Raw genomic sequence first — 14,365 nt, 5'->3', positions numbered from 1 at the left:
ATCCTTACGACGGCGGGCCGGTCACCTTGTGAAGGTGACCGGCCCGCCGTCGTTATCGGTTAAGCCGGGGCTTGCGGTACTGCTAGCCCGCCGAGACCTTCACGGAAGTGAGCATGCGCTTCGCGTTCAGGTACTCGGGGGTCTGCATGTAGGCCCGCGCCGCTTCCAACGACGGGAAGGTCTTGGCGCCCTTGCGGTTCGGGACCTGTTCGGTGCCGCCGGCGTTGACCTGGAAGGTATCGGCGAAGGAGAAGAGCGGCGACCACGCAGGGCCGTTGATCGCGTTGTAGAACATGCACGTGGTTCCGTCCTGGCCGGCAACGAAGCTGGTCAGGCCGTAGGACGCCGTCACGCGGTCGGCTTCCTGGAGGGCGCGGAAGGTAAAACGCGGCGTAACCGAACCCTTGGTGGGCTGGTAGGGAATGTCGACTTCAACCGAATCCAGCACGGTGTAGGGCACCGGTCCCTGGCAGGCGCCGCCGATCCCCCCGGTTGGCCCGGCATGCAGGGACGCCACCACCATGCCGGCCTCATCCGAAACGTCGACGTCCACCGCGCCGGACCCCGCACCTGCGGGGGGCGCCACCCGCCAGGCGGCGGGGTGCTCGAAACTAATCTTTCCGCCCGGGCTGGTGAAGGTCTGCCAGGACGCGGCGGGAGGTGCCGGCGTGGCTGTGGCGGAGGTTGACGGCGCAATTGTCACCGGCGCCGTGCCGGTGGGCGACGGCGACGGCGTCGTACCGGTGGGCGACGGCGTCGTGCCAGCATCCGCAGATGCTGTCGGTGCCATGACCGAGGGCGACGAGACTGCCGACCGGCCCGCGTCCGTTGACCCAAAGTTTTCTGCCACGGCAACGCCCCCTGCGAAGGCCGCCCCGACGAGGGCAAGGGCGCCAACGGCCCAAGGCCAGCGCCGTCGCGCGCTGATGCCCGTCGCCGGTTCGTCGTCGTATTGATCCGTGCCCGGAAGGTCGTGATTAGTCGAGTCCATGCCCTGCCCCAAGTGGTCCGTGTGCGCCGGCCGGAGTGCGAATAAATGCCTGGATCGCCGCGGCGGAGTGTCTGGTCCCTAGGCTACCGGCCGGCCCGATGCGCTGCGGGCACCACCGTTCGAGTCGCGGCAGATTTTGGCGCGGCGGCGTGCTTTCACCCCCGTGTCGAGGGATTCCGGACGGACGCGACGGTCTCATTGTCCTCGTTCAGGACCACGACGACGTCGACCGTTCCGCCTGCCAGCGCGGAAGGCAACCAGTGCTCCGCATCCTGCCACATCCGCTCCAGCGGCAACGAGGCGGCATCGAACCACTCCGGCGATATTTCAGGGCTGTCGGAGGGTTCGCCTTCCCAGCGCCGGGTGGTGAAGAGCCGGCACGACATGCTCCATTCGAGCCGGGCGGGAAAGATGAACTCCACGAGGCCGACGTCGGCCAGGTCTTCCTGCCGCACGACGACGCCGGCTTCTTCCCAGACCTCACGGACCGCGGCTTCGGCGTCGCTCTCCCCCGGCTCAACGTGGCCGCCGATGCCGACGATCTTACCGGTGCCGAAACCGGTCCGTTTCAGCCCCAGCAGCACCTCGGTACCGCCTTGCACTCCGGTAACGTCCTGAGCTGCGGTACCGCCTTGTGCGTCGGTACCGCCCCGTGCGTCGCGGAGCAGAAAGCAGAGGGTGACGGGCGTGAGCGGCATGAGTTCCACCTTATAGCTGCGGCCCCTGCGGCTGCCGCCGGTCTGCAGGAGCGGGAATCAGGCTTCATCGTCCGGGCCCACACTCAAAACGAATTCGAAATTGACGCATATTGGAGCGGGACGTCGCCCGGGATGGGGTCGTCGAGGGGCGCCGGCCAGTCCGGATCGTCTATGTCCGCGTCGGGTATTGGATGCGACGCTACGAAGACATGCCAGTCCCGGAAGGGGTCCTGGGGTAGTTCACGGTCCGTCCAAGATTCAGTGCCCGGGTCAGTGCCGAGGCCGATGTCAGCCTCCGGTCCAATTTCAGCTTCCGGGTCTTTGTCAATGCCCGTCCGGATTTCCTGCGGCCAGTGGGGTGGTTCCCAGTCCTGGTGTTCGCTGGGGTAACAACGTCCTGACGGGGAGGTCCAGCCGGGCGGGTGGTTCTTGCTGGCCGCGGTGGGGGTCCAGGCGGTGGTGTGTTTGAGCCGGTGGTGTTTGCGGCAGGGCTGACCGAGGTTGGCGATGCCGGTGGTGCCGCCGTCGGCCCAGGCCAGGAGGTGGTCGGCGTCGTTGTCCAGGGAGGGGTTGTGGCAGCCCGGGAACGGGCATTTGCCGTCGCGGAGGCGGAGCCAGTGCCGCAGGGCTTTGGTGAGCCGGTAGCTGGTCCGGCCGATTTCCAGCGGCGCCCCGTCGCGGGGGTCGGTCAGGACCCGGTAAAAGGAGTCAGCACCGTCGGCGACCAGGGCCCGGGCCATCGACGGCGGGATCGGACCGTACCCGTCGAGGACGGCAGGTTCGTCGGTGGCACCGAGCAGGGATAGGACCGGGACGGTGACCAACACCTGCGCCCGCGGAACCGGCACGCCCTCCCCAAGGGACCCGCCGTCGGTGCTGGTGCCGGGTATCCCACTACCGCCCATTCCTCCGGAGGTGCCGGTGCGGACCGTACCGGTGGTGAGGAGCCAGGTGGCGGTGATGTCGGCGCGGAGCTGGGTCAGGGTCCTGCCCTCGGCCGGGCCCTGTAGGGCCCGGGCGGCGGTGGTGGTCCGCTCCCAGATCCCCGCCGCCGTGGCGGCCGGGAGGTAGGCCGAGAGCCAGGCCATGCCGTCCCGGTCCGGGGCGTACTCGACCCGCCGGTCGCCGGCGCTCCTGGCGTGGCGGGTTTCGATGCTGACGGGGTGGTGGCGTTCGCGCCAGGTGCGGGCCTTGGCCCGGAACCGGCCCGGCACCAGCTCCCCGGCCGGGCAGCCGCGGGCCGGGGTCGCCGCACCGGGGTCCAGGAAGTGCGCCTCCAGGGCGGCCGCCCCGGCCGGGTCCAGGCCGGAGGTTTCATCGACCATGATCCGGGCGTGCTGCCAGGAAATTTCCCCGGCCTGCAGGGCGGCCAGGGTCAGCGGCAACGCCGTCGTCAACGCCAGGGATTCGCAGATCAGGGCGCTGGCGGTCCGTTCGCTGACGGTCAGGACGCAGGCGACCTCGGCGACCACGGCCATCTCCTGGCCGGTGCGTTCCTGCGCGGAGACTGCCGGGGCCGCCAGTGCCTCGGCCGCCTGCACGTAATCCGCGGTCACCCGGACCTTCAACGCGGCCGCCCCGGCCGCCCACCGCTCCAGCCCGGCCAGGACGTCCAGACACACGTCCGCCCTGGCACGCAACGGATCAAAGTCCCGCAGCGGATCCGTGTCGGAGGGCTCATCGAGGTCACAGTCCGCGCCCGCTTCGGTGTCGGCGAGGGCAGCCAGTGCGGCGGCGGACGCGGCGAGGGCCGCCAGGGCCTCCCGGGTTTCCGCACTCAAAGCCGCACCGCTTTTCATGCTCCCAGCCTATGACCGGGCACCGACAATTTAGACCAGCCAGCCCCGCCGCTTACGCGGCACCCCGGACACACCCGACGGGGGTCAGCTTGGCCACGACCGTTTGGCTGAGTGACGTGCGGGCCAAGACGACGAGCGCCAGCGGGCCCGGCTTAGCCGAGAGCCCTCGGGTGAGCGGCGGCATAGATTTCCCGCAGCGTGTCCGCCGTGACCAGGGTGTAAACCTGCGTGGTGGTCACGGAAGCGTGACCCAATAGCTCCTGCACGACGCGCACGTCCGCCCCGCCTTCCAATAGGTGGGTAGCGAAAGAGTGCCGCATGGTGTGCGGCGAGACGTCCTTGGTGATGTTGGCTTTCTCCGCCGCCGCTTTGAGGATGGTCCAGGCGCTTTGCCGGCTGATCCGTCCACCCCGGGCATTGAGGAACAGGGCCGGGGTGCCTTTGCCCTTGGCGGAGAGCAGCGGCCGGCCACGGACAAGGTAGGCGTCCAGCGCCCGCGCCCCGAAGGACCCCAGCGGTACCAACCGCTCCTTCGAACCCTTGCCGAACAGCCGGACGATGGCTGGGCCGACGCGGCCGGGTTCCTCGTCCCCTTGCAGCGAGATGTCGTCAACGTCCAGGCCAACAGCCTCGCTGATGCGCGCACCCGTGGAGTAGAGGAACTCGAGCAGGGCGCGGTCCCGGAGCCCCGTTGCCGTGTCCGTCCCGACTGCTTCCAGGATACGGGTGACCTCATCGACCGTGATGGCCTTGGGCAGCCTTTTGCCGGGCATCGGCGGGTGCACGTCATGGGCAGCGTCGGTGGGGGTGACGCCTTCCAGCGCCCAGAATTTGTGCAGTCCGCGGACAGCGACGACGGTGCGGGCGGCCGATCGCACGCCCAGGGCGGAGCCGCCGTCGGATCCGTCGGAGAGTGCCTGCACGAATGCCGTCACGTCCCGCCGGGTGATCTCCTCGGGGCGCTGGCGCCCCGTCGCGGCGAGGTGCCGGGCGTAGCGCGTCAGGTCCCGTCGGTAGGCGGACAGGGTGTTGGCGGCGAGCCCGCGTTCCACGCTCATGTGCTGCAGATAGTCGGTCATGGCACGGTCGACGGCGGTCGGCGGCCGGCCGGGCCGCTCTGCGGCCTTTGGCTCTTCGGCCGGCGGCTCTTCGGCCGGCGGCTCTTCGGCCGGCGGCTCTTCGGCCGGCGGCTCTTCGGCGGGCGGCTCTGCAGCCAACAGCTCAGTCATCAGCGCTGGCTGGGGTGGGCGGGCCAGGGCGCGTCGGCCGGGCGGAGGCCGCGGAAATCGTCGGCCCGCGCCGCGGCGGCGGCGAGGATCCCGACGACGGCGGACGGGTTGTGCAGGCGCCCTTCCAGCACCGCCCGGACTGCGTCATCGAGCGCAATCCAGTGCAGTTCTATTTCCGCTTCCTCGTCGGTGCGGACGTGCAGCTCGTGGCCGGGTACGTCACCCAGGCCGCGCGCCAGATAGATGCGGATGGCTTCGCTGGAAGAACCGGGTGAGTTGAAGAAGTCGGTCAGCACGTTCCAGCGCGCGGCCACGAGGTCGGCTTCCTCGGCGAGCTCACGGGCCGCGCCGGCCATGAAGTCCTCGCCCTCGATGTCGAGAAGCCCGGCCGGAATCTCCCAAAGGGCCATCCCGACAGGGTGGCGGTACTGCTTGATCAGCAGGACCTCGCCGTCCTCGTTCATCGGTAGAACGGCCACGGCCCCGGGGTGGTCGATATAGTCGCGGACCAGGGGCTCGCCGTCGTCGCTCAGCTGGAAGCTGTCGCTGACAACATCCCAGATCCGGCCCTCATAGACCTTCTCCGAAGACAAAAGACGGCGCGGGCTCGGCTCATCCGAAACCTGCCGTGCAGCATTGGGGGTCTCAGGGTTACCGGGCATCGCGCCGTCCTTTGATTCAGTTGGGAGTTATTTGGACTCTACCGGAGCCGACGTGGCAGCAGCCTTGGCCGTCGCTGCAGCAGACTTGCCGGACCCATGCTGGTGGTCCAGTGCGGCCTTGACCAGTCCCGCGAACAACGGGTGCGGACGGGTGGGCCGTGAGCTGAGCTCCGGGTGTGCCTGAGTGGCCACATAGTACGGGTGGACTTCACGGGGAAGTTCAACGTACTCCACCAGCTTGCCGTCGGGTGAGGTTCCGGAGAACACCAGACCCTGGGCGGCAATCTGCTCGCGGTATTTGTTGTTGACCTCGTAGCGGTGCCGGTGGCGTTCGCTGACCTTGGTGGTGCCGTACGTCTCGGCGATGACGGAACCTTCGTCCAGCTTGGCTTCGTAAAGGCCAAGGCGCATGGTGCCGCCCAGGTCGCCCTTACCCTCCACGATATCGAGCTGCTCTTCCATCGTGGCGATGACCGGATACTTGGAGTTCGGTTCGAATTCCGAGGACGACGCACCTTCGAGGCCAACCACGTTACGGGCGTACTCAATCACCATGCATTGCAGGCCCAGGCAGAGACCGAGGACCGGGAGCTTGGTTTCGCGGGCGTACTTCAGCGCGCCGAGCTTGCCTTCGAGGCCGCGGATGCCGAAGCCGCCGGGAACGCAGATCGCGTCCACGCCCTCCAGGGACTTGACCGCACCCTCGTGGGTTTCGCATTCGTCCGAGGGGACCCAGCGGATCTTGACCTTGGTGTCGTTCGCGAAGCCGCCGGCACGCAGCGCCTCGGTCACGGACAGGTAGGCGTCAGGCAGGTCAATGTACTTGCCGACGAGGGCAACCTCTACCTCATGCTTGGGGTTGTGGACGGCTTCGAGGAGTTTGTCCCAACTGGTCCAGTCGACGTCCTTGAACGGCAGGTCAAGGGCGCGGACGATGTAGGAGTCCAGGCCCTGGGAGTGCAGCGTCTTAGGGATGTCGTAGATGCTCGGCGCGTCCGGGCAGCCGATGACGGCTTCGATATCGACGTCGCACATGCGGCCGATCTTGGCCCGCATGGCTTCGGGAACTTCGCGGTCCGACCGGATCACGATCGCGTCGGGCTGGATGCCGATGGAGCGCAGCGCAGCGACGGAGTGCTGCGTGGGCTTGGTCTTCAGCTCCTGGGATGGCCCGATGTACGGCACCAGCGAGACGTGGACGAAGAAAACGTTGCCGCGGCCGACGTCCTGGCGGACCTGACGGGCGGACTCAAGGAACGGCTGGGACTCGATGTCGCCCACGGTGCCGCCGATTTCGGTGATGATCAGGTCCGGGGCGTTCTTGCCCTCGGCGGGAAGCCGCATGCGCCGCTTGATTTCATCGGTAATGTGCGGGATGACCTGGACGGTGTCGCCGAGGTATTCGCCGCGGCGTTCCTTGGCGATGACCGTGGAGTAAACCTGGCCGGTCGTCACGTTGGCCGACCCCTCGAGGTTCTCATCGAGGAAGCGCTCGTAGTGGCCGATGTCGAGGTCCGTCTCGGCGCCGTCGTCGGTCACGAAGACTTCGCCGTGCTGGAAGGGGTTCATCGTGCCCGGATCCACGTTCAAATAGGGATCGAGCTTTTGCATTGTTACAGACAGGCCGCGTGCCCGCAGAAGGTGACCGAGGCTCGAAGCCGTCAGTCCCTTACCGAGCGAGGACGCCACACCACCGGTTACGAAGATGTGTTTGGTCGTCTTGGACGAGCCCGGAAACCGGGAATTTACACGGGAATTTGATCGCTGCACCACGGAATTCGAGCCTATCACCAATTCCGTCTTCGTTGAGTCGATACAACGCCGCGTTGATAAAGCACAGCTGTGAGCGTTGTCCCAGTCCCCCAGCCGCCCGGGCCGCCGGCCGGGCCACTCACGCCTGGTGCGGAAGCAGCTTGGCGTCGTCCAGGAGCTCCTGGGCGTGTGCCCGGGCCGATTCGGAATCCTCTTGCCCGGCCAGCATGCGGGCCAGCTCCCGGACCCGCTCGGCCTCGTCCAGCAGCTGGACGTCACTGGAGGTGAAGCCAGTGGCCGTCGCCCCGTCGGCACCGCGCACCGAGGTCTTGGTGACCCGGATGTGCTGATCCGCGAAGGCCGCTACCTGCGGCAGGTGGGTGACCACAAGGACCTGGACATGCCGGGCCAGCATCGCCAGCCGCCGGCCGATTTCGACGGCGGCGCGGCCGCCCACGCCGGCGTCGACCTCGTCGAAGACGAACGTCGGTACGGGGTCGACGGCGGCCAGCACCACCTCGATGGCCAGCATCACGCGGGAGAGTTCGCCGCCGGAGGCGCCCTTGCCAAGCGGCCGGGCCGGCGCGCCGGAGTGCGGCTGCAGCAGGAAGGAAATCTCGTCGGTGCCGAACGGGCCCAGCTGCTCGCCGGAGTCCACGTTGATCACCAGGGTGGCGTCGGCCATGGCCAGCGCGGTCAGCTCCGTACTGACCCGGGCGGAGAGGTCCTTGGCGGCCTTCTTCCGTGTCTTGCTGAGGGCAGCCGCCTGCTTGCGGAGGTCCGCCTTCGAACGCTCGACCTCGGCGTCCAGCGCCCCGATCCGGGTGGAGTCGTCCTGGAGCTCGTCATAGCGGGCCCGGGCCTTGTCCGCCCAGACCAGCACCTCGTCGATGCTGGGCGCATATTTCCGGACGAGCTTGGCAAGCGCGGCCCGGCGGTCCTCGATCCCGGCCAGGCGCTCCGGGCCCTCAGTGTCGAGGGCGGCCTGGTAGCTGGCCAGTTCACCGGCGATGTCGGTCAGCAGGAATCCCACCTCGGCAAGCCTGGCGGCGACCGATCCCAGTTCCTCGTCGTGTTCGGCGACGTGCTCCAGGGTGCGTTTCGCGGCGTCCACCAGCGTGGTGGCGTCGGCTTCCTCGCCGAAGTCCTCGGAGATGAGGGCCTGGTGGGCGGTGCTGGCGGCGATCCGCAGCTCTTCGACATTGGCGAGCTTGACGGCCTCGGCCTTGAGCGTCTCATCTTCTCCCGGCTGCGGGTCGACGGCGTCGATTTCGGCCAGGGCAGCCTTCAGGGATTCCGCCTCGCGCAGCCGTTCGCGGGCGGCGCTGCGGAGCTCGTCCAGCTCGGCCTGGCTGTTCTTCCAATGCCCGTGCAGTCCCTGGTAAGCCGTCAGGGACCCGGCCAGGCCCTCCCCCGCGAATTTGTCCAGGGCCTCGCGTTGGGCCACCGGGCTCTTGAGCCTGATTTGGTCCGACTGCCCGTGGACCACCACCAGCGTCCCGCCGATCTCGGCGAGGACGCCGACCGGTGCGCTCCGGCCGCCCAGGTAGGCTCGGCTGCGTCCGTCGGCGCCGACGCTGCGGGCGAGGAGCAGCTCCGCGCCGCCGTCGAACTCCTCGACCTCGGCCCCGGCCTCACGCGCCCGGGTGATCGCGGGGTGGCCCGCATCGAGCTTCAGCACCGCCTCGGCGGAGGCGCGCTTCGCGCCGCTCCGGACCGCGCCGGCGTCGGACCGCGCGCCGAGCAAGAGGCCGACGGCGGTGACCACCATGGTCTTGCCGGCGCCGGTCTCTCCGGTCACGACACTGAGGCCCTGGCCCAGCGGCAGGGTCGCGTCGGTAATGACGCCGAGGTCGCGGATTCTGAGTTCTTCAAGCATGAATCACTTCGCAGTCGAGGGGTCGGTTGGTGCGCCGGGGTCCGCGTGCCGCGCCCCTGCCGGCGGCGGAGTCGGCAGCGCACGATTCGGCCGGGGGGTGCGGACCACCGGCACGGGTCCGGTGTGGATGACGTCGGGCTGCGGCACCGGGCCGCGCCAGCCTTGGATGGGAAGTTCGAATTTACGGACCAAGCGGCCGGAGAACGGGGTCTGGTGGGTGCGGGCCAGCCGGACCGGAGTGGCGGACCGGGTGACTTCCACGCGGGCCCCGGGCGGCAGGTCCACGGAGCGGCGGCCGTCGCACCACAGCACGCCCTGGGCGTCGGTGCGGTTGAGGATCTCGACGGCGAGCCGGGACCTCGGCGACACAACCAGCGGCTTGGCGAAGAGTGCGTGGGCGCTGATCGGCACGATCAGCAGCGCTTCGACCTCCGGCCACACCACGGGGCCGCCGGCGGAAAACGCGTAAGCGGTGGAGCCGGTGGGGGTAGCGAGGACCACGCCGTCGCAGCCGAAGGACGTGAGCGGGCGTTCGTCGACCTCGGTGACCACCTCAAGCATCCGTTCCCGGTTGCCCTTCTCGATGGCCGCCTCGTTTAGCGCCCACGTGTGCCAGATCTTCTGGCCGCGGACCCACACCTGCACATCGATGGTCATCCGCTCCTCCACCGTGTACTGGCGGCTGGCAACCCATTCGACAGTCTGAGCGAGGTCCGCCCGCTCGCTTTCGGCGAGGAAGCCGACATGGCCGAGGTTGACGCCGAGCAGCGGCACGTCGACCTCGCGCACCAGCTCCGCCGCGCGCAGGATCGTGCCGTCGCCGCCTAACACCATGACCAGTTCGACGTCAGGAAGTTGGACGTGGTCGTGCAGGACCTCGACGGGCTGGTCCAGTTCTCCGAAGAACCGGACCATATCGGCGAGCTCGGATCTTTGCATCACCGGGACGATGCCCGAGGCATGCAGCTGGGCGCACGCTTCCCACGCGGCCTTGAGGGACTCCTCGCGGCCAGTGTGGGCAAGGATGAGGACACGCCTGCTCATCGGGTTCCGCCTTCTAGTGCTTTTCGTTTTTCTCGTGCTTCCAGGGCTACGGCCAGATCGTTGCGAGTAACGCAGCAACAGCCGTGTCCCGCTCCTCGATCTTAGGCAAGTCTGCCCGGTTCCCGCGTTTTATCCACAGAAAGTACTCGACATTTCCGTCCTGACCGGGCAACGGGCTCTGCGCCAGGCCTTGCAGATCCAAGCCGGCAGCCAGTGCAGCGGTAGCCACCTTGGCGACCGCCATCCTGCGTTCCCGCTCGGAGCTGACCACACCGGTGCGGCCCAGCCGGTCCTTGCCGATCTCGAACTGCGGCTTGACCATCAGCACCAGGTCCCCGCCGGGCTCGGTGCACGCCGCGAGGGGCGCCACCACAAGGGTCAGCGAGATAAAGGACAGGTCCGCGACGGTCAACGCGGCCGGACCGCCGATCGGCTCCGGGGTCAGGTAGCGGACGTTGAGGCCTTCGTGCACCGAGACCCGCGCGTCGTTCCGGATTTGCGGTACCAGCTGATCATGCCCGACGTCGACCGCCACAACATGGGACGCGCCGCGCCGCAACAGCACCTCGGTGAAGCCGCCGGTGGAGGCGCCCGCGTCGAGGCAGCGTTTGCCGGCTACCTCGACGGCGGGAAAGGCATCCAGCGCACCGGCGAGCTTGTGGGCCGCGCGGCTGACGTAGTCGTCCTCGCTCGTGGCAGCGACGTCCAGGACCGTACCGTCCTGGACCTGCAGGGAGGCCTTGGCCAGCACTTCGCCGCCGGAGCTGACCTTTCCTTCGGCGATCAGGCGTGCAGCGTGGGTCCGCGACCTCGCCAGACCGCGGCTGACGAGGGCCTGGTCAAGCCTGGTCATGGGCGCAGATCCCCCGGGTCCATTCCAGCCTGCAGGCTGGCCACGTCCTCATTGAGGGCTGCGGCCAAGCCGTCGTGCACGCGGGCGTAGACGTCGCCGTGGCCCGCCACCGGCAACTCCGGCAGCGAGTCGAGACGTAGCAACAGGGCGTCAACGGCAGGATCAACCGCGGCTGGGTCCCCCACGGCAGAGTCGCCGGCGTTCGCGGGCCAGTCGACCATGGTTTCGGCACTTTCCGGACGGTCGTGATTGGAGGGGTTCAGCTCGGTCATGCACTCCAGTCTAGTGAGTGAGCCACTCGAGGCCGGGCGCCCGGGCGGTTTCCGTCTCGGGGTTGGCGGCCCACCAGGCGGCGCAGGCTGCACGCCACGAGTCGAGCTCCGCAGGGTCCCCGCTGATGCGCACGGTGGCCTCCTGCACCACCGCCACGGCGGCGCCGCAACGGAACCGTCCGTCGCCGTCGTGCTCCACCGTCGGGTAGGCGCGGTAGAGATCGGTGAGGTCGTTGATCAGGAAGGTAGGCCGTTCCCGAGTGCGTGCGGCCAGGACGGACTCCCTGGTATCGACGCCCGTCAGCACGGCCACGGTGGCAAAGCCGGCGTTGTTGCCGCCGAGGATGTCGGTGTCCAACCGGTCGCCGACGACGAGCGGCCGCTCGGCGGCCAGCCTCTTGGCGGCGGCACGGAAAAGGGGGGCCTCGGGCTTGCCCGCGACGAGGGGCTCCCGGCCCGTGGCGGCAGAGACAGCCGCGACCAGCGTGCCGTTCCCTGGCGCCATCCCGCGGGGCTGCGGAATGGTCAGGTCCGTGTTGGTGGCCACCCATACAGCGCCGGCCGCGACGACGTAGGACGCCTCGGCGAGGTCCTTCCAGCCCAGGTCGGGGTGGAAGCCTTGCACGACGGCCACCGGGTCCTCGGCCCCGTTGCGGACCGGCACCAGGCCCGCGACTTCGATCTCGCGGGCCAGCGCCTCGCCTCCGGTAATCAGGACCCGGGCACCGGCGGGCAGCAGGGAAACGAGCAATTCGGCGGCCGCTTGCGGCGAGCTCACCACCTGCTGCTCCTCCGCAGGAGCTCCGAGCTCGCGCAGATGCTGTGCCACCTCGGCGGGTGACCGCGAGGCGTTGTTCGTCACGTAGCCGAGCCCGACGCCGATTTCGGCGAGCCGTTTCAGCGACTCCACCGCGCCGGGAATGGCGTGCGGGCCAGCGTAGACGACGCCGTCCAAATCGGCGAGGAGCGCGTCGAACGCCGAGATCAGTTCAGTTCCGGGCACGTTGGATTAGTCCCGGGCGTGTTCCGGCTGGTCGGCGTCCGCGTTGTGGGAGTCCTCGAAGGAGTCTGCGGGGCTGGTGTCCCCAGAGTCGTCCCCGGCCAGTACTTCCGAGCGGTCCAGGGCGTCCTTTTCGACCGAGTCCTCATCGGACTCGGCGTCGTCGGACTCCCAGAAGTCGGATTCGACGTCGTCGGACTCCGTCTCGAGGGCGTTCTGGCCTTCCGCAGCCTGGTGCGTTTCCGGGAGCCCGGCAACGGCCTCTGCGGTGGCGGCACGGGGTGCCCGCTCGTCGGCCACGGCGGCGGACTGCTCCGCCAGGAGCCGGCGACGCTGCTGTTCCTCGCGGGCTTCCTCTTCCTCGTCCCAGCCGAGGTCGATGATGTCCGGATCGTCCGAGTCATCGAGCCCGAGGGCGTTCTCGGCGACGACGGCCTGGCGCTGCCATTTCCCGGCCTCGGTTTCGCGGCCGACCGCCGTCAGTGCGTCGCCGTACGCGCGGAAGAGCCTCGGGCTGTAGGAAAAGGCACGGTTGATGTCCAGCTGGACGATTTCCAGCTCGGAAACGGCGGCGTCGAGCTGGCCCAAATCGGTACGGGCGCCGGCGGCGACGATGGCCAGCTCCACTTTGCCCGGAGCATCAAGATCCTTGGCTTCCTCGGAGCGGGCCATATCCAAGGCGCGGTCCGGGCGGCCAAGGCCACGCTCGCAGTCCGCCATGACCGGCAGGTGCATATTGGAGCCGCTGATCCGGCGGTAGGTCCGGAATTCACGCAAGGCCTCGCCGTAATGCCCGGCCGCGTACGCGGTCAGGCCAACGGCTTCACGGACAGACGCGAGACGGCCGCCGCGCCGGCTGGCAGCCAAGGCGTGTTGGAAGGCGAGTTCCGGCTCGTCGTCAATGAGACGGCCGGCCATGACGAGGTGGCGCGCCACCCATTCAGCGCTGTTGTCTTCGAGCGTCTTGATCTGGTGCTGTGTGGCGCGGTCAAGTTCCTTGCCCGTGACATCCTCGTCAATCTGGGGCGAACGCTCGCGGTCCGGGCGGTTGGCGCTGCGCAGGTCCCTGGCGTTCGGCTCGCGGACCGGACGGTCCTCGGGGCGGTCACGGCCGAACTGGCGGGGGCCGGAGTCACCGCGGTCGAAACTGCGGCCCGGACGATCCTCGCGATTACCGAAGGGCTTGCGGTTATCTCCACCGCTGAACGGCTTACGATCACGGTCACCCCCACCGAAGCTGCGGGGCGCCCCACCCTCACGCGACGGACGATCACCAAACGGCTTACGATCACGGTCACCGCCACCGGAGAACGGCTTGCGGTCACGGTCACCGCCACCGGAGCTGCGGGGAGCCCCACCCTCACGCGACGGACGATCACCAAACGGCTTACGATCACGGTCACCGCCACCGGAGAACGGCTTACGATCACGGTCACCGCCACCGGAGAACGGCTTACGATCACGGTCACCGCCACCGGAGAACGGCTTACGATCACGGTCACCCCCACCGGAGAACGGCTTACGATCACGGTCACCCCCACCGGAGAACGGCTTACGATCACGGTCACCGCCACCGGAGAACGGCTTACGATCACGGTCACCCCCACCGGAACTGCGGGGAGCCCCACCCTCACGCGACGGACGATCACCAAACGGCTTACGATCACGGTCACTTAATGGCGGCCGCGATCCGCCCGATCGATCATCCCTGCCGCGGAAGCCTCGAGGGTCACCGCCGGAGTTGTTGGCCCCTCGGAATCCCCCGCCCCCGGAATTACGTCCGCCGCCCGAGTTACCGCGGTCGTTGCCGTCGTTGTTCTCAGCCATGGTGGATTCCTCCTGTTATGAGCTGACCACTGGCGCAATCGCAGCCGCTCTTTCCGTGTTTCGTTCACTACGCAACCCGAAATCAAAGCGCTTCGAAGTCCGTATATCTGATTCAATTCTAGGCGAGACGCCCGTACCGGGCTAACGGAAGTAGCGCTTACAGCCCACGGGGTGTGAATCCTCACAGCCAGTCCGTGGACGTTCCCTCATACGACCTCCACGGCCGGCGCTGCGGGAGGGCATGGTGTTCTGTGTGGCGGTATGCGGGTGGGTTCCTGGTGTGGGTGGGGGGTTAAATGCGGGAGGACCCCAACGTGGTGGTTGGGGTCCTCGACCGTTTAATGATGTTCCGGCGGTGA

General features: G+C 68.3%; 13 protein-coding genes. 1 reads left to right on the top strand and 12 read right to left on the bottom strand.

Going from position 1 to position 14,365, the window contains the following annotated elements; translation table 11 throughout:
- Positions 1-82: 82 nt before the first annotated feature.
- The 12 genes from ABIB14_RS11285 to ABIB14_RS11230 form a co-directional block, all read right to left on the bottom strand.
- On the bottom strand, positions 83-991 hold the full coding sequence (locus ABIB14_RS11285; RefSeq protein WP_354235970.1) for a hypothetical protein: 909 nt from the start codon (positions 989-991) through the stop codon (positions 83-85).
- 155 nt (positions 992-1,146) lie between these two features.
- Entirely contained in the window at positions 1,147-1,689 is a 543-nt protein-coding gene (locus ABIB14_RS11280) for an 8-oxo-dGTP diphosphatase (protein WP_354235969.1), read from the bottom strand.
- Between the two features lie 83 nt (positions 1,690-1,772).
- Complete coding sequence (locus tag ABIB14_RS11275; RefSeq protein ID WP_354235968.1) at positions 1,773-3,488, bottom strand: HNH endonuclease signature motif containing protein; 1,716 nt, start codon at positions 3,486-3,488, stop codon at positions 1,773-1,775.
- Positions 3,489-3,640: 152 nt separating this feature from the next.
- On the bottom strand, positions 3,641-4,567 hold the full coding sequence (xerD, locus tag ABIB14_RS11270) for a site-specific tyrosine recombinase XerD (protein WP_354236041.1): 927 nt from the start codon (positions 4,565-4,567) through the stop codon (positions 3,641-3,643).
- 149 nt (positions 4,568-4,716) lie between these two features.
- On the bottom strand, positions 4,717-5,379 hold the full coding sequence (locus tag ABIB14_RS11265) for an NUDIX domain-containing protein (protein ID WP_354235967.1): 663 nt from the start codon (positions 5,377-5,379) through the stop codon (positions 4,717-4,719).
- 27 nt (positions 5,380-5,406) lie between these two features.
- Complete coding sequence (gene pyrG, locus ABIB14_RS11260; protein WP_354235966.1) at positions 5,407-7,170, bottom strand: CTP synthase; 1,764 nt, start codon at positions 7,168-7,170, stop codon at positions 5,407-5,409.
- Positions 7,171-7,270: 100 nt separating this feature from the next.
- On the bottom strand, positions 7,271-9,010 hold the full coding sequence (gene recN / locus ABIB14_RS11255; RefSeq protein ID WP_354235965.1) for a DNA repair protein RecN: 1,740 nt from the start codon (positions 9,008-9,010) through the stop codon (positions 7,271-7,273).
- A gap of 3 nt (positions 9,011-9,013) precedes the next feature.
- Positions 9,014-10,054 carry an NAD kinase gene (locus ABIB14_RS11250; protein ID WP_354235964.1) on the bottom strand — a complete coding sequence of 347 codons (1,041 nt, stop codon included), beginning with the start codon at positions 10,052-10,054 and terminating at the stop codon, positions 9,014-9,016.
- A 46-nt stretch (positions 10,055-10,100) separates the two neighbouring features.
- The gene (locus ABIB14_RS11245; protein ID WP_354235963.1) at positions 10,101-10,907 is read right to left on the bottom strand and encodes a TlyA family RNA methyltransferase; all 807 of its coding nucleotides are present in this window, start codon (positions 10,905-10,907) and stop codon (positions 10,101-10,103) included.
- Positions 10,904-11,179 (bottom strand): hypothetical protein, encoded by a 276-nt coding sequence (locus tag ABIB14_RS11240; RefSeq protein ID WP_354235962.1) that lies wholly within the window; start codon positions 11,177-11,179, stop codon positions 10,904-10,906. The genes ABIB14_RS11245 and ABIB14_RS11240 overlap by 4 nt, the downstream gene beginning before the upstream one ends.
- A 10-nt stretch (positions 11,180-11,189) precedes the next feature.
- Positions 11,190-12,182 (bottom strand): HAD-IIA family hydrolase, encoded by a 993-nt coding sequence (locus ABIB14_RS11235; RefSeq protein ID WP_354235961.1) that lies wholly within the window; start codon positions 12,180-12,182, stop codon positions 11,190-11,192.
- A 6-nt stretch (positions 12,183-12,188) separates the two neighbouring features.
- A complete protein-coding gene (locus tag ABIB14_RS11230) occupies positions 12,189-12,956 on the bottom strand; it encodes a hypothetical protein (protein ID WP_354235960.1) in 768 nt (255 codons plus the stop codon).
- Positions 12,957-12,968: 12 nt separating this feature from the next.
- Between ABIB14_RS11230 and ABIB14_RS11225 the strand changes: the two genes are divergently transcribed.
- Positions 12,969-13,856, top strand: a complete 888-nt coding sequence (locus ABIB14_RS11225; RefSeq protein WP_354235959.1) for a hypothetical protein — start codon at positions 12,969-12,971, stop codon at positions 13,854-13,856.
- The last annotated feature ends 509 nt before the right edge of the window (positions 13,857-14,365 follow it).

Origin of the sequence: Arthrobacter sp. UYEF3, from assembly GCF_040546245.1 — a bacterium.
Taxonomy (GTDB): Bacteria; Actinomycetota; Actinomycetes; order Actinomycetales; family Micrococcaceae; genus Arthrobacter.
Note: the sequence above shows the minus strand (reverse complement) of the source record. Positions and strands in the feature narration are given on the sequence as shown.